Source organism: Streptomyces sp. NPDC054887 (assembly GCF_053610585.1).
In genome coordinates, this window is record NZ_JBSGYQ010000004.1 from 167,339 (window position 1) to 182,283 (window position 14,945).

General features: G+C 69.7%; 13 protein-coding genes. 6 read left to right on the forward strand and 7 right to left on the reverse strand.

What is annotated here, in order from left to right; genetic code table 11:
- Window positions 1–32 precede the first annotated feature (32 nt).
- Together ACWGH0_RS04050 and ACWGH0_RS04055 are read left to right on the forward strand one after the other, a co-directional pair.
- Entirely contained in the window at window positions 33–965 is a 933-nt protein-coding gene (locus tag ACWGH0_RS04050; RefSeq protein ID WP_453402547.1) for a hypothetical protein, read from the forward strand.
- A gap of 253 nt (window positions 966–1,218) precedes the next feature.
- Window positions 1,219–2,052, forward strand: a complete 834-nt coding sequence (locus ACWGH0_RS04055) for a PIG-L family deacetylase (RefSeq protein ID WP_453402564.1) — start codon at window positions 1,219–1,221, stop codon at window positions 2,050–2,052.
- 342 nt (window positions 2,053–2,394) lie between these two features.
- Here the strand turns inward: ACWGH0_RS04055 and ACWGH0_RS04060 are convergent, their stop codons facing one another.
- The 3 genes from ACWGH0_RS04060 to ACWGH0_RS04070 all read right to left on the reverse strand — a co-directional run bounded on the left by ACWGH0_RS04060 (window position 2,395) and on the right by ACWGH0_RS04070 (window position 5,167).
- Window positions 2,395–3,228: a hypothetical protein gene (locus tag ACWGH0_RS04060; RefSeq protein ID WP_453402548.1), complete on the reverse strand. Its 834-nt coding sequence runs from the start codon at window positions 3,226–3,228 to the stop codon at window positions 2,395–2,397.
- A 260-nt stretch (window positions 3,229–3,488) separates the two neighbouring features.
- Window positions 3,489–4,277: a TIGR03943 family putative permease subunit gene (locus ACWGH0_RS04065; protein ID WP_453402549.1), complete on the reverse strand. Its 789-nt coding sequence runs from the start codon at window positions 4,275–4,277 to the stop codon at window positions 3,489–3,491.
- Window positions 4,265–5,167 (reverse strand): permease, encoded by a 903-nt coding sequence (locus ACWGH0_RS04070; RefSeq protein ID WP_453402565.1) that lies wholly within the window; start codon window positions 5,165–5,167, stop codon window positions 4,265–4,267. Before ACWGH0_RS04070 ends, ACWGH0_RS04065 begins: the two co-directional genes overlap by 13 nt.
- Before the next feature lie 421 nt (window positions 5,168–5,588).
- On the opposite strand from ACWGH0_RS04070, the gene ACWGH0_RS04075 reads away from it, so the two are divergent.
- Window positions 5,589–5,912 (forward strand): hypothetical protein, encoded by a 324-nt coding sequence (locus ACWGH0_RS04075; RefSeq protein ID WP_453402550.1) that lies wholly within the window; start codon window positions 5,589–5,591, stop codon window positions 5,910–5,912.
- Between the two features lie 111 nt (window positions 5,913–6,023).
- On the opposite strand, the gene ACWGH0_RS04080 is transcribed toward ACWGH0_RS04075, so the two are convergent.
- The 4 genes from ACWGH0_RS04080 to ACWGH0_RS04095 form a co-directional block, all read right to left on the reverse strand.
- A complete protein-coding gene (locus tag ACWGH0_RS04080; protein WP_453402551.1) occupies window positions 6,024–6,794 on the reverse strand; it encodes an SAM-dependent methyltransferase in 771 nt (256 codons plus the stop codon).
- A gap of 221 nt (window positions 6,795–7,015) precedes the next feature.
- Window positions 7,016–8,125 carry a PP2C family protein-serine/threonine phosphatase gene (locus tag ACWGH0_RS04085; protein WP_453402552.1) on the reverse strand — a complete coding sequence of 370 codons (1,110 nt, stop codon included), beginning with the start codon at window positions 8,123–8,125 and terminating at the stop codon, window positions 7,016–7,018.
- A gap of 539 nt (window positions 8,126–8,664) precedes the next feature.
- The gene (locus ACWGH0_RS04090) at window positions 8,665–10,776 is read right to left on the reverse strand and encodes a SpoIIE family protein phosphatase (RefSeq protein ID WP_453402553.1); all 2,112 of its coding nucleotides are present in this window, start codon (window positions 10,774–10,776) and stop codon (window positions 8,665–8,667) included.
- Window positions 10,777–11,186: 410 nt separating this feature from the next.
- The gene (locus ACWGH0_RS04095; protein WP_453402554.1) at window positions 11,187–11,594 is read right to left on the reverse strand and encodes a hypothetical protein; all 408 of its coding nucleotides are present in this window, start codon (window positions 11,592–11,594) and stop codon (window positions 11,187–11,189) included.
- Window positions 11,595–11,765: 171 nt separating this feature from the next.
- Here ACWGH0_RS04095 and sigJ point away from each other — a divergent pair, with 171 nt between their 5' ends.
- The 3 genes from sigJ to ACWGH0_RS04110 all read left to right on the forward strand — a co-directional run bounded on the left by sigJ (window position 11,766) and on the right by ACWGH0_RS04110 (window position 14,826).
- On the forward strand, window positions 11,766–12,716 hold the full coding sequence (gene sigJ, locus ACWGH0_RS04100; protein WP_453402555.1) for an RNA polymerase sigma factor SigJ: 951 nt from the start codon (window positions 11,766–11,768) through the stop codon (window positions 12,714–12,716).
- Between the two features lie 203 nt (window positions 12,717–12,919).
- Window positions 12,920–14,356, forward strand: a complete 1,437-nt coding sequence (locus ACWGH0_RS04105) for an FG-GAP and VCBS repeat-containing protein (RefSeq protein ID WP_453402556.1) — start codon at window positions 12,920–12,922, stop codon at window positions 14,354–14,356.
- Window positions 14,357–14,457: 101 nt separating this feature from the next.
- A complete protein-coding gene (locus ACWGH0_RS04110) occupies window positions 14,458–14,826 on the forward strand; it encodes a low affinity iron permease family protein (RefSeq protein ID WP_453402557.1) in 369 nt (122 codons plus the stop codon).
- Window positions 14,827–14,945 lie beyond the last annotated feature (119 nt).

A 14,945-nucleotide genomic window follows, 5' to 3' on the forward strand; every position in this document is an offset into this window, starting at 1 on the left:
AGCGTTCAGTAGTCGCCGTCTACGCTCTTCAGATGCAGCGCAGTGATGTCACGCGGGACGACGGCACATGGGTGGGCCTGTCCCTGGACGTACCGGACCACCACCAGCCGGAGCTGTGCGTTTTCAGTGCCGGGCCACGGCTGCTGATTTCCCAGCTGTCGCGGCCCGTGCTGCTGGCCGTCGTCGAAGAGCCGCTACAAGGTGTGGACTTCTGGCGTACCGACGCATACCGCTCCTTCGTCCCACCGCTGCGTGCCGACGTGGGGCGTGCCCTGTCGGGCAGCCCGGAACAATGGGCCCGCCGCTTCGCGCGATACCTCAGCGACTCGCCGGGAAGCCCCCTGCACGGGGGCAGATGGCTGCTCGCACGCGAGAGTCCGCTCCCGCGCTGGCGTCCCGCTGCCACTTCGCACGGCGAGTACTGGAGCTCAATGCTCGTCGAGGGCCATCCGGACGGGTACGTCGACTGGTATTTCCACTCCACATCGTTCGAGGTACTGCCGCTGCGGCCCATGCCCGGGCCGGGCGACAGCCGGGTCAAGGCGTACCGTAAGCAGGCCCGTGACGGGACGCTCCCACCCGTTCTGTTGTGGTGGGTCAGTGGTCTGGACTGTCATCTGATCCTGGACGGTCACGCACGACTCGCCGCCGCGATCGCCGAGTCCATCGAGCCTCCGCTGCTGCAACTGCACCGCACGGCGCCGCGTGACGACCTGGCCGAACGTATCGATGACGCGGTGGGCTCTTACGAGCACGAACTGAGCCGTTTCGCCGAACTCCGAGCCCTCCACGGTCCCACCGTCCCGGACGGCGCGGCCACCGCCGGCCCACAGCTCGCCCGCCTCCTCCACGAACTGAACACCGCGGCACAGCCGACCTGGGCCTGGCCGCTGCCCGGAGGGGAGGGCCAGTGGCGTCGCATCGCACGCGAGGCCACCGCCGGCAAGGGCTGGCCTCGTACCTGAATCCTGCCGCATCACTCCCGCCCGCCATCACTTTGCGCATGTGCGTCGAGACGCCGACCACCCGAAGGCCGAACGCCGGGAACAACTGATCCGGTCGGCGCGGTTGCATCGACCGGGGGACCGGCACCGCACAGGCGGGCAACACGAAGAGCACAAGGTCGTTCCTCAGCAGGATCTGGATCCGGTTCCCAGGATCGCCGTACGCACACCGCACACTCGGACCAAGACTTATCCCTTGCAGGAGGACTGTTACATGACTGACCGGCCCTTGACGCTCATGGCAGTACACGCCCACCCCGACGACGAGGCCACCGGAACCGGAGGGATCCTCGCGCGGTACGCGGCGGAAGGCATCCGGACGGTTCTCGTGACGTGTACCGACGGTGGTTGCGGCGACGGACCGGGGGGTGTCAAGCCGGGAGATCCCGGGCACGATCCGGCAGCGGTCGCCTTGATGCGCCGCCAAGAACTTGAGGCGAGCTGTGACGTCTTGAAGGTCAGCGATCTGGAGATGCTGGACTATGCCGACTCCGGGATGATCGGCTGGCCGAGCAACGACGCTCCCGGATCCTTCTGGCAGACCCCGGTGCAGGAAGGCGCGGCCCGCCTCGCCGAACTGATGCGGCATTACCGGCCCGACGTGGTCGTCACCTACGACGAGAACGGCTTCTACGGCCACCCCGACCACATCCAGGCCCACCGCATCACCATGGCGGCGCTGGAGATGACCGGGCTGACACCGAAGGTGTACTGGACCACGATGCCCCGCTCGATGATGGCTCGGTTCGGCGAGATCATGCGCGAGTTCCATGAGGACATGCCGGAGCCGGACCCTGCCGAGACCGCCGCGATGGCCGAGATCGGCCTTCCCGACGATCAGATCACCACGTGGGTGGACACCACCGCGTTCAGCGGTCAGAAGTTCGACGCGTTGGCCGCGCACGCCAGTCAGGGCGAGAACATCTTCTTCCTCAAGATGGGCAAGGAGAGGTTCGGCGAGTTGATGGGCGTGGAGACCTTCCTGCGCGTCCAGGACGCCACCGGCTCGGCTGTTCCCGAGAACGATCTCTTCGCCGGACTGCGCTGATCCGCCCGTCCGGCCGCCGGGGCACCTGCAAGCTGCCCGGCGGAAACCTGCGAGCTGGAACGCGCTGGGTGAGGTGGATGGCCTCGTCCAGCAGGTCGGGGGCGCCGGGGTCTGCGGTGCTGCAGGCCGAGAGGTCGTGCTGCTCAGCGCGGACCTCGCAGGCCCTCACCCGCGCGTCCGCGCTGGGTGGGTGGGCTCTGCTGTACGCGCCACTGACGGTGTGGTGGTGGCCCGCCGCGCCGGTGGCGGGCGTGCTCGCTCGGACCAGTGAAGGGGGCAACGGCCAGGGCGTGCCTTTCGGTTCGCGGACACGACTGACGACGCGCCTCATGTGGCCGCGTCTCACGTCAGGTTGTCGAACTTGCCGAGGAAGGCACCGACCACCGCCCCGACGGCCCCGACGGCGAAGAGGAGGCCGATTCCGAGGACGAGAACAACCAGGACGGCGTCCCGGATCCGCCGGCCCCGCGACTGCAGCGGAAGTACGCGGCCGGGGTCGCGTGGATCGTACGCCGCCTCGATGCTCCAGGCCGGGACGGAGTGCCGCACGGTGCGGACCGCGCCGCCCGGATCCGTGTACGCGTACCGGCCGGGCTGGTCCCGGAGGCGGACGGCGGCCGTCCGGACTCCGTGCTTCCGCAGGTACCGCTCCTCGACCGGTGCGTAGGCCAGAAACGCGCCGAACGTGAGGATCAGTATCCCGAAGAAGCTGGACGGGATGATGAGGATCATGGCGGCGGGGTGTCCCCCGAACCCCACGAGCACGCACGAGCCGATGGCCAGCAGGGTCGCGACGAGCGCGCCGCGCTTCATCCCGCGAAGCCAGTTCCGGTAGCTCGGCTGGTACAGGCGCTCGCCCCAAACGAGGTCCGCGCCGTCGATCGTCTCCGTCTCCTCGCTCCGCCCTGGCAGAGCCGCGTTCACGGCGTCGGTGAAGGCGACGGCGGCTGCGGCATCCACCACGTCCCAGACCCGGTAAACGTGCGTCTTGTCCGTGGTAGGCGCGGCGATCAGCTCAATCGTGACGGACTGCCCCTCGGCGCGTACACGTCTGATGGCCTTCAGCAAGATGTGCGTCTGCTCGTGCGGACGGCGCACGATCAGCACATCGTTCTCCACGAGGGCGACGGTGCCCTTGCCGGCGTGGAGAACGGGTATGTGGGAGGTGATCGACATGTGCGTGATGGTAGGGGTCGGAGTCGGCGCCCGGGAGCTGTTTGAGTGCACCGGCTTGATGCCCTGTCGTAAGGGTTCGGCTGCTCACGCCGGGACACCATGCAGGCCGAACCGACCGTGCTGCCGCAGTTCGCCCTGGACGGGACGGCCCTCTGTGCGGCTCTCGCCCTGACCGTCGCCCTGGGGGGCTTGCAGGGCACTCGCGGCGCCGCTCCGCGCTTGCTCGTCACTGACCCACGCTCTTGAGCGCCGACCGGTCGTCAGCCCTCATCCGGTGTGGGGGGTGTGTCGTCGTAGGGGTCGACGGGTGCCGGGATCTCCTCGACGACGCTCGCGTCGAGCGCGGGGCGGACGCCTTCGGATCCCGCTGGGCCGGTCGGGCGCCACGTGCCTGTCACGGTCACCCAGGCGTCGGCCTCCGGAGCGCGGGCGCCATGCACCTCGACCTTGAGTACCCCGGCGTCTGCGGCACAGCACTGGATCAGCAGTCGGCTGAGGTACCACTTTCCGTCTTCCCCGGGCGTGACGAATCCGGTCATGCGGACGGTGCGGCCCCGAAGCGAACCCCTGGTGTCGTAGACGGCGCGGGAGCTGAAGTCCCGCAGGGACAGCGGGAGGGGGTTGCCGTCCGCCAGTGCAGGAAAGGTGCCCGCGAGTGAGTCGGTCTGGATCTCGTCGCGTGCGGCGGTGTACGAGCCGAGCGCGGGAGGCGCGAAAAGCAGGAGCAGCACAGCGGGCACGTAGAGCAGCCAGGCGACGCGCGGGCCGTGCGTGTGGTCGTGGCCGTCCGCCTCACCGTCGGGGTGGCTCTCGTAGTGGTGGCCGTCCGCAACTTCTTCCGAGCGTCGTTCGCGTACGAACGCACGGGTCTCGCGTACGGCCGAGGCCAGGCCGAGGGCGAGCACCAGAAGCCCGGTGGCGACCAGCAGGGGCCGCAGTCCCGCCTTCACGTACCGCAGGTACAGCTCGCTCAGGAGGGAGATGCGCAGGACGGCGGCGCCCAGCAGTACGAGCAACAGGGCCTGGAGCCGGGCCTTCACAGCAGCCACCACCCGACGAGAAGGCTCGACAGCACGGCCACCACGAAGGTGGCTGCGGAGAAGCGGACGGCGAAGGCCCGCCCGAAGGTGCCGGCCTGCAGAGCGATGAGTTTCACGTCCACCATCGGGCCCACCACCATGAAGGCGAGCCGGGCGGTGGGTGAGAACCCGGTGAGGGAAGCCGCTACGAAGGCGTCCGCTTCGGAGCAGACCGCGAGCACCACCGCAAGGACGGCCAGCGCCAGGACGGACAGCCAGGGTGAGCCGGAGACGGCGTCCAGTATCGACTGCGGCACCATGACGTTGAAGGTCGCGGCGGCCATGGCGCCCACGACCAGGAAGCCTCCTGCGTGCAGGAAGTCGTGCTGGAGTCCGCCGCTGAACTGCTCCCACTTACCGGCCTGCGGTGCGGCTTCCCGCGGCTTGCGCAGTTGCAGCCACTCCGGTCTGCCCACGGCCAGCCACAGCCAGCCCATGGTCACGGACACGGCCAGTGACGCGACGAGCCGGGCGAGCACCATCTCGGGGCTGCCCGGGAAGGCGACCGCCGTGGCCACCAGGACGACCGGATTGATGGCAGGTGCGGACAGGAGGAAAGCCAAGGCGGCCGCCGGGGCGACGCCGCGCCCCATCAGGCTGCCCGCCACCGGCACCGAGGCACACTCGCAACCCGGCAGCACGACACCGGCGGCACCCGCCACGGGCACGGCCAACCCCGGATTGCGCGGCAGTACCCGGTTGAAGACGGAAGGTGGAACGAAGGCGCTGATCGCCGCTGAGACGAGCGTGCCGAGCAGCAGGAACGGCAGTGCCTGCACCGTGATGGCTACGAAGACGGTCCGCCATGCCCGGAAGGCGGGGGTGTCCAGGTGGAACAGGAGGTCGGGCCCGATCACCATCACCACCGTGGCGATCAGCAGCAGAACGCCGACGGTAAGCGCGACGGCCAGGCCGCGTGCTATCAGCCGCAGCCATCCGACAGGTCCGGCTCTCCCGGAGACCCGGTCTTCCACACGCACTTCGCCCACCCCTTGGAGAAGAGGCAAGGCTACGGGGCGGCGCGCCCCCGGCCATGCCGAAGAGCATGTTGTCAGAAGCCGCAGGCCGTCGCGCCGTCGGGTCGTCTCGTAGGGCCGGCATCGCCCGCCCCTGCAAGGCCGTCCTGAACGACGGCCTGCAAGCTCGTCGAGTCCGCTCAGCGGCGGTGGCGGTCCGTGAACGCACCCCATTCCGTCCCCTGGTCTGTGCCGAAGCCCGCTCCGAACGGGACCAACTCCATGAGGCGTGCCCCTACGGTCACGGCATAGGGTCTGGTGGACCATGACCGACCACCACACCTACGGCACCAGCACCCACGCCGCCGACGAGCTGGTTCAGCTGGTCAGCGACTGCCTCGGACTGGTCTTCACCGAGCGCGACAGCGACTTCCGGGGCGTCTACCACCTTGCCGGCGTACCGAACGGGCGAATCGAGATCCAGCCCAACTCGATCCCCGGCGACGACGGTGAAGACGACCTCTACTCCTCGGAACATCCGGCGGCCCACATGCTGCTGCTGACCACCACTGCAATACCTGACCCCGCTCTGCAGGCCCGCCTGGGCACTATCGAAGGGCTCGTCCACCTGCAGCACGAGGCAACGTGAACCACTACGGCCCACTACGGCTCACTACGGTCGCGAGTCCGCCGGCGGCAACAGGTGCTGCCGTGAGAGGCGAGGGACAGGTCCTGCCCCGTCACCAGACGTCGGCGGCGTTCAGATCGTGGTGACCGGTACGAGGGTCAGGTACGCCATGCCGAGGATGTTGCGGTAGCCGTTGGCCCAGGTAGACCGCTGTCGGTCGACTCGTTCTCGGGTTTCGGCCGCGAGGGGGTGGTCCGGGTGACTGGCGAGCCAGAGCTCTGTGTCATGGCGGTAGCCGGACTCGAACTCCTCCCATTCCTCCCGGCTGGCCGATTCGATCCAGACCGGTCGGAAGCCCGCTTCGACAGCGAGGTCGACAAGCGGCCCGAGCGTCAGGTGGTCGCCTGCGTGCGCCCCGGGCCACATCGCCGCTAGTTCCACGTCCGTCGGACAGCGCTCCCAGAATCCCTCACCGAGAAGGACACGCCCGCCGGGGCGGACCAGACGGCGCAGCTCGCGCAGAACAACACCGGGATCGTACGGCTGCCCGGGATCGCACAGCGCCTGGCCGGACCCCAAGCAGAGCACCACGTCCGCAGGGCCGCGTGACGTGCCGAGGGCCGACTCCTCCGCGAACTCGACCCGCTCGGAGAGTTCGCGCTCCTTTGCGACCTCCCGGCCCCTGGCCAGGTCTTCCGCATTGATGTCGAGGCCCACGCCCGTCGACCCTGAGACCGACTCCAGAACACGGAGCAGTAGTTCCCCCCAGCCGCAACCGATGTCCAGGACGGTCGCGGGTGCGACGGTGGCGAGCCGCGCGACAATGCGCTCGGCGCGGTCTTCGGCGAGCGGCCCATGGAAAGTGAGACCGCCGAGACGCGGGAGATGGTCGGAAGCTGTCATGGGGCAGACGTTAGATCTTTCCGAGGGGTAAGCCGAACGAATTAGCCGCAGTTCGTCCGGCCTCGGCAGGGCGCCGCAGGCTGTGGCGGGCTTCCCCGTTCGGGCTCCGGGCGGCGTCGCGACCTGAACATCCCCACCGCAGAAGGGGAGCCTCCCCGCTGACAGCGGTGCTGATCCGAACCGGTTACGAGTTTGGCCGGCGGGCCGTGCCGAAGCGCCGCTCACGAGGGCTCCGAGCCCCGGGGCTCATACAGGCGTACCGCCAGGGCAGCGATGTCGTCGTCAAGGCGCCCTCTGCTGTAGCGGAGGAGATCTCGGTGCAGAGCCTTGAGCAGTTCGCGGGGCGGTGTCGGGGGCTGTCGGCGCATCCAGGCGGCCAGTGGGAAGAACTCGCCGTCGCGGGCGCGGGCCTCGGCGATCCCGTCGGTATAGAGAAGAAGGAGGTCGTTGGGCCCAAAATCGAAGGTTTCCACGCTGTAGTGGTCACCGATCAGCTCCGCGAGGCTGAGCAGTGGCGAGGGCGTGGCGGGGTCGAGCGCCTGGACTTCCCCACGGTGCAGGAGCAGCGGCGGGGGATGCCCGCAGTTGAGGATGTCGATGCGTCTGCCTCCGTGCGGGATCTCGACGAGGAGGGCGGTGGCGAAGCGCTCCATCGGCCCTTCGGGGGGAAAGGCGGCGTTGTAACGGGTGCTGCTGGCGTCCATCCGACGTGCGACGTTGACCATGTCGGTCTCGCCGTAGGCCGCCTCACGGAAGGCGTTGACGATCGCCGCGGCCGCCCCCACTGCCGGCAGGCCCTTGCCGCGTACGTCACCGATGAGCAGCCTGACCCCGTAAGGAGTGTCGACCACCTCGTAGAAATCTCCGCCGATACGGGCCTCCGCCGCGGCCGCGAGATACAGGGACTCGATCTCGATAGTGCCGAAGCGGCGTGGCAGAGGGCTCAGCACCACCTGCTGCGCCGCTTCGGCGACGAGACGTACCTGAAAGAGCGTGCGTTCCCGCTGGAGCCGGACGTGGCTTCCGTACGCGGCGGCCACGGTGACCGCGATGATGCCCGCAGCCGTCCACCACGTCCCCAGATCGGGGAAGACGAAACTGAGGCCGATCATCAAAAGGAGGCAGACCGTCCCGAGCAGGACAGTGGGAAGTACCGGCCACATGGCAGCGGCGAGGGCCGGCGCGGCGGGCAGAAGGCGGCTGAAGGCCATTTCCGGCGGAGTGGCGTATGCCAGGGCGGCGATCACGACGGTCAGGATGACCGGCGACAGCCGCACAAGCCTTCCCGGACCGGAGCGCCTGCGGAGCTGCGGCCGTCCGGACTCGATCACAAGCAACAGAATATCCGGGCAATGGGGACATAGCGCTGTGGAGAGCCCGAGCGGCTCTTCATCCGCGTTGCGGAGGTTGACCCCGCACGCCGGCGCCCCCGTCCAGCCGCCCGGGCCCGGGCGCCGAGTCCTGGTCGGCGCTCGCCGCGACGGCCGCAGCGGGCCCTTGAGGATGCCGTACGGACGTGGCGGCCCTCGACCTCACTGCCTCACTGCCGAGCGGTCGAGCCACATCCAGGACGCCTTCACCGCAGTGGCCGGCCGTGCCCCGCGACCTTGACCGCGCTGATCGGGAGGCCGGCGACGGACGGCGCCCGGCGCGGGGCCGAGCAGCAGGTGCACCGCTCGCATGAGCAGAGGAAATCGACGTCTAGGAATCCCTTGCAGCGGAAGGAGCACCGCCCGCCAGACCAGACCGACGTAGTCCTGAGCAGACCGTAGTAAATGGACCGGCCGCTCTCCGACTGCCGACACCACCTCCGCCCCGAGTCCTGCGGCGAGTCTGTGCGCACCACCGTCCGGGCGGTCGGCACGCGACCTCAGCCGTCCTCCAGCAGCTGTTCCGTCCAGATGGTCTTGCCGGCCGCCGTGTACCGGCTGCCCCAGCGATGGGTGAGCTGTGCGACGAGGAACAAGCCTCGGCCGCCCTCGTCGGTCACCTGCGCCCGGCGCAGATGCGGCTGCGTCTGGCTCGGGTCGGAGACCTCGCAGATCAGCACGCGATCCTTGATCAGCCGCAGGCCGACCGGACCGCCCGCGTAGCGGATGGAGTTCGTGACCAGCTCGCTGACGATCAGCTCCGTGGTGAAGACGAGATCCTCCAGTCCCCAGGCGGTCAGCTGGTCCGAGACGAGCTCGCGGGCCCGCCCGACGAGGGAGGGCGTGGCGTGCAGTTCCCACACGGCGGTGGCATCGGCGGACACTTCTCTGACCCGCACCACCAGCAGCGCTAGGTCGTCGTCCGGCGGCTCGTGCAGCAGGGCGCCGAGGATGCCGCGCCCGATCTCGGTGACGTGTCGCCCACTGTCGGCGCCGTCCCGCACACCCGCCCTGACCGCCTCCAGCTGCCGCGCCGACCGGTCGCTGTCCCGGGCGAGCGCTCCGCCGCAGAAGGCCAGTACATCGCCAGGTCCCAGCGCCAGCTCCACCGGTTCGAACGGCTGCCCGCCGGTGCCCAGAACCGGACCAGGGCGGTACGTCACCGTGCCGCTGCCACTCCGTCCAGTGGCGGCCAGCACGGGCGGCGGGTGGCCCGCGCTGGCCAGCACGCAGCTACGGGACACCGGGTCATAGGTGGCGTACAGACAGGTGGCACCGGTCAGCGCGCTCGGCGCGTCCGCGTCCGGCTCCTGGCGGTCGTCGTCCTCGATGAAGCGCACCACGAGATCGTCCAGGTGAGCCAGCAGTTCGTCCGGGGTGAGGTCCAGATCGGCCAGGGTCTGTACGGCCGACCGCAGACGCCCCATCGCCGCCGTGGCGTTGAGGCCGTGTCCGGCCACCGTGCCCATGACGAACGCGAGCCGCGTCGAGGGGAGTCGGATGACGTCGAACCAGCTGCCGCCGATGGCCGCGGTCGTGGCAGCGGGCACGTAGACCCCGAAGGTCTCCGCTCCGGTGACGTCCATGACGGGCTTCGGCAGAAGGCTGCGCTGCAGGGCCTCTGCGGTACGGCGCTCGCGGGTGTACCGGCGGGCGTTGTCCACGCTGAGTGAGGTCCGGGAGCCGATCTCCTCGGCGAGGACCGCGTCCTCCTGATCGAACGGGCGGCGCTCCGCCGTGCGCCACAGGACCAGGGCGCCGAGGACCGTGCCGCGTGCCTGCAACGGCACCAGCATGAAGGAGGCAGCCCGGGGCGGAAGGATCAGCCGTACGCGCTCCTCCTCGCCCGCGAGCACTGCGCGGAGCTCGCTCAGGTCGGGGATGAAGACCGCGGAGCCCCCGCGCAGATGGATGCTCTCGACGCTCTGCAGGCGGATGGTGTCGCCCACGGAATAGCTCTCCACCGGCCATCGGCCGTCGGCGGCCTTCACGGCGACGCGTCGCATCGGCGCTCCGGTGACCAGCTCCTCCGGTTCTTCACCGCGCAGCACGGGTTCGGTCAGGTCGACGGCCACGAGGTCGGCGAACGCGGGGACGAGCAGTTCTGCCAGATGCTCGGCGTCGCGCACCATGTCGAGGGAGCTGCCGATCTGTGCGGCGGCCGCGTTGAGCAGCGCCAGCCGCTCCGCGGAGCGCTGGTCCTCCGGCGGCGGGGGTGGTGCCCGGCGGACGTCGCCGGCTACGGCGACCGGTACGGGGTGGTCCGGGTCGGCGGGGCGCAGGCGCAGCAGGAACCGCGCCGACGAGCCCTCCATCAGGGCGATGATGTCGACGTCGGCCTCCAGCTGTCCGCCGTCCGGCCGCAGCATGCGGGCACGAGCGGTGCGCCTGGCACCTCCCACGGCTCCGGCGACGAGGTTGGCCCAGAGGCCGGGGTCCTCGAAGAGCAGTTCCGCGTCCTGCTGCTCGGCGGGGCCACCGATCGACCAGGAAGCGCCCAGGAGCGTTGCCGCCGAACGTGTGCCCGTCAGGACCTTGCCGGCGGCGTCGAGCACCAGAACAGCCGTGGGGAAGTCCGCTGCGGCGGGTTGTCCCGAGCCGTTGTCGCTCACTCGTGTCTCACTCCGGCAGGGTCGGGGCGCACCTGATCTCATTGAACACCCAGCGCGCGGCGTGCGCGCGCCGGCGGCGGAGGGCAGCGCGTCACCTGCCAGTAGCACCGTCCAGGGCAGCGGACGGGTGGGCGTTGCCCGTAGGTGCTTGGCACTGGACGGGTTGTTTGCCCGCTGCGGCTTCACGGCTCACCGGCCTGGTGCATGGGCGGGTGTGCCACCCGGTGGCGCGACGGGTGGTAGTCGGACACACCACCTGGGTGGGCGACAGCGGCGGTGCCCAGGGCATCGAGAGCAGGGGTGCCAGGCGGCTGACGAGGCCAGAACGGTCGTGCTGCGCTGTTGGTCGTAACCCTTCCGTTCGAAGCGTTGCCCCAGGGGCGGCGGTCGGTTCCACGGGGGCGCGGAGGTCATGGCCGAGTGCCGAAGCGTTCCGGTGCGCGCCGGGTCCACCCGTGGACGAGCGCCAGCACGCTCAAGCCGAACATCAGGGCACCGAGGGGTACATGGAGCGAGGGCATGTGCGCGATGCCCAGCACTACCTGCACCGAAGCGAGTACGAGGAAGCCCGACGCGTACAGGATCGGGCGGGGCGCACCGCCGCCCGGCCGCCAGGCCAGCACAGCGGCGAGGACGTACATCATTGATGCGCCGTACATCACGCGCGATCCGACGTCGTGCAGCACCGCACCGTAGGACGAGGACAGAAGCATTCCGGCGGTGACCGCCTGGAAGAAGAGGGACACGGTCTGCAGAGCGATCGCGGCCCGCACGAAGGTGAGTTTGTTGCCCTGTACCGCTGCCGTTTGTATGGCCATGACGTGGCCTCCTCATCTGCCTTACGGCGGTGGATCGGTAGTGTCCTGGTACTCCGACGATGTGGGCCCGCGAAATGTGAGGCCGAGCGCAGGCTCACATTTCGGCGCGGTGTCTCGTCGAAGTGGCGGGCGCGGAAGCGGACGAGAAGAATCCAGGGAGCCGTCGCGAGCATGAGCACCTCATCCGAACCTCGCCACGACCGGTCCGAGCCGGCCCTGAGCGAGATCGTCGGCGAGCGGCGACACCTGATGAATCTCGCCTACCGGCTGCTCGGTTCGCTGGCCGAGGCCGAGGACGCTGTGCAGGAGACCTTCAGTCGCTGGTACGCGCTGTCACGACCGCAGCAGGAAGCCATCGAGTCTCCCGCGGCCTGGCTGACGACGGTGGCCGGGCGCATCTGTCTGGACGTGCTGGGCTCTGCGCGGGTCCGGCGCGAGCGTTACGTCGGCGAATGGATACCGGAGCCGCTGCCCGACCGTACGGAATGGCTCGGCGGGCCGGCGGGCGGCGGGGCGGAGTTGGCCGACCCCGCCGACCAGGTCACCCTGGACGAGTCGGTGAACATGGCCTTCCTCGTCGTACTGGAGGCGATGACGCCGGCCGAACGCGTGGCGTTCATCCTGCACGACGTCTTCCGGTATCCCTTCGCCGAGATCGCCGATGTCGTCGGCCGGACGCCTGCGGCCTGCCGGCAGCTGGCGTCCTCGGCCCGTCGGCGCATTCGCGCGGCGCAGCCTCCCGTAGCCGTATCGGCCGGCCAGGCCGGCCTGGTGCGGGGTTTCAAGGAGGCGTGGGAGGCACGGGACATCGAGGCCCTGGTCGACCTCCTCGACCCCGACGCCACGATGATCGCCGACGGCGGAGGTCTGGTCGGCACCGTCCTCCGCCCGGTCGAGGGCAGTGAGCGCATCGCCCAGTACCTGATCCACATCGCCGACAAAGCCCCTGGGCTGACGCTTCTGGAGCGGATGGTCAACGGCGGGCCCGGCCTGGTCGCCCAGCACGTCGGCGTCACGGTGACCGTGGCAGCGTTCAGCCTCACCGGCGACCGTATCGCTCGCATCTGGGCGATCCGCAACCCGGAGAAACTCCGTCCATGGACCTCTCTGGGGCAGCGGTGATGTGACGTCAGCCGTGGTCTCGGGCAGGCCCCGCGGCCTGGCCGGCGTCCGGTTCCAACTCTCTGTGCTGCCCTGAGCCCGGCCCAGGGCGACACCTCTCCGTCATGTTCCGCCACCCTGGACACAACCCTTCGTACACCTCATGAGTCACATCACCGCGAACCTTCGCTCTCATTGCCCTCTTCGACTACGGGAGTTCCACCGTGCGTGCACGCACCCTGGCCGCCACCGCCGCCGCAGCGGCCCTCACCGCCGCCGGCCTGACCCTGCCACTCGCCGGGACCGCCGCGGCTGCAACGACCCCGCGGTTCGACTTCAACGGCGACGGATACGCGGACATCGCGGTCGGCATGCCCAACGCCACGGTGGACGGCAAGGCCAAGGCCGGCTCCATCAGCGTGATCTATGGCGGCCCGCAGAGCCCGAGCCATTCCTCCGGCGTCATCAGCCAGGCTGAGGCCGGCATACCCGGCACGCCCGAGGCGGGGGACCGCTTCGGGTCCTCCGTGGCGCCCGTCGACGTGAACGGCGACGGCGTCTTCGAGCTCGTCGTCGGCGCCAGCGGCGAGTCGCTCACCTCCGAGCAGCTCAAGGACGAAGGCACCATCACCGTCCTGGACGGCTCGGGGTGGAACGTCAAGGGCACCACCGTTGCCAGGGGCGCGGGCGAGTTCAGCAGCATCGGCCGCACCATCGCCACGGGCGACTACGACGGCGACGGCGACACCGACCTCGCGTACGGCGAGAACGGCGAGGAGAGCGGCTCGCTGCGGTTCCGCCCGGGCCCGCTCACCGCGGACCCCGTGACCACCACCACCCTGCGCCGCTACAGCATGGGCGGCGCCACCCGCGACCTGGCCACCGGCGACTTCGACGGCGACGGCCGGGACGACCTCGCCGCGACCTGGCAGGGCATGGAGGGCTCCGGCACCTTCATCACCCGCTGGGACGACCAGGCCAAGCCGGCCCAGTGGTACGCCGACGCCGACCGGGGCAGCTCGCTCGCCGCCGACGACTTCGACCGGGACGGCACGGACGACCTCGCCGTCGGCCTCGTGCAGCCCAACCCCGAGTCGCCGACAACGCATTGCGAGGACCGGCTCGGCGGTGCGGTGCTCCTGCTCAAGGGATCGAAGACCGCGACCTTCGGCACCGACAGCGAGTGCATCACCCAGTCGAACCCGGAGGTGGGCGGCACCGCCGAGGAGGGCGACGACTTCGGTGCCGCGCTGGCCGCGGGCGACCTGAACGGCGACAGCCGTCCGGAGCTGGTGGTCGGCGTGCCCGGCGAGGACGTGGGCACCGTCAAGGACGCGGGCGGGTACGTCACCATGAACGGCACGGAGCACGGCCTCTACGGCGGCCTGGCCCGCAGCCAGAGCACCACGAACATGCCGGGCACGGCCGAGGCCGGCGACCGTTTCGGCGCCCAGGTGGCCGTCGGCGACTACAACCGCGACGGACTGTGGGACACCGCGGTCAGCGCACCCGGAGAGAACGATGGTGAGCCCCGCTCGGGTGGCGTCTGGTTCGCGCCGAGCAGCACGGAGGAGACGTACCCGCAGGGCAAGTCGCTGACCCCGTTCGGCTTCGCGCTGCCTCACGGGGCGATCAAGTACGGCGAGGTGCTCGGCCTCTGAGGTCTTCTCTCCCAGTGGGGCTTGATGTCTCCTCCGCCACCCACCGTCGTTCCGGCGACCTGGTACGTGCTCCGCATCGAAACGGGGGTACCGGCCAGGTCATGACACTTGAGCATCCCGCTGAGCGCGGTGGAAACGAGCGCGGTCGCTTCGCGCATCTTGCGGAGAAGTCTTCGAACTTCACGAGCAGCCCCACGTTCTTCGGGCTGTGCCTGCTCCTCGTCGGCGTCGTCATCGGCGCGCATGCGGCCAAGGTTCCGATGGCCTGGATGATGCTCGCCGGTGAGTCGATGACCGCGGTGACCCTGCTGCTCCTGGCTCTCCTCAAGAACAGCGAACGGCGAGCCGAACACGCCATTCAGCGGAAGCTCGACGCGATCGCCGCTGCTCTGATCGAACTGCAGGAAGGCGATCCGGGTCCCGCCCAGCGGGACCTGCAGGAGGCGATACGCGTGGAGGACCAGACGTGAGTGAGCCTCGGTACGCCACGCTTCTCCTTCCGTGCGATGCAAGTCAGCAGTCCCTACGACGATGACCCACACCTGATGGTGGTACCGGCAGGGCCCCGACCGTCCGCGGACGGTCGGGG

Excerpts from the sequence above, each read along its gene's own strand:
- ACWGH0_RS04050 (WP_453402547.1), top strand. The coding sequence starts at position 33 with ATGCAGCGCAGTGATGTCACGCGGGACGACGGCACATGGGTGGGCCTG.
- ACWGH0_RS04055 (WP_453402564.1), top strand. The coding sequence starts at position 1,219 with ATGACTGACCGGCCCTTGACGCTCATGGCAGTACACGCCCACCCCGAC.
- ACWGH0_RS04060 (WP_453402548.1), bottom strand. The coding sequence starts at position 3,228 with ATGTCGATCACCTCCCACATACCCGTTCTCCACGCCGGCAAGGGCACC.
- ACWGH0_RS04070 (WP_453402565.1), bottom strand. The coding sequence starts at position 5,167 with ATGGTGATCGGGCCCGACCTCCTGTTCCACCTGGACACCCCCGCCTTC.
- ACWGH0_RS04075 (WP_453402550.1), top strand. The coding sequence starts at position 5,589 with ATGACCGACCACCACACCTACGGCACCAGCACCCACGCCGCCGACGAG.
- ACWGH0_RS04080 (WP_453402551.1), bottom strand. The coding sequence starts at position 6,794 with ATGACAGCTTCCGACCATCTCCCGCGTCTCGGCGGTCTCACTTTCCAT.
- ACWGH0_RS04095 (WP_453402554.1), bottom strand. The coding sequence starts at position 11,594 with ATGGCCATACAAACGGCAGCGGTACAGGGCAACAAACTCACCTTCGTG.
- sigJ (WP_453402555.1), top strand. The coding sequence starts at position 11,766 with ATGAGCACCTCATCCGAACCTCGCCACGACCGGTCCGAGCCGGCCCTG.
- ACWGH0_RS04110 (WP_453402557.1), top strand. The coding sequence starts at position 14,458 with ATGACACTTGAGCATCCCGCTGAGCGCGGTGGAAACGAGCGCGGTCGC.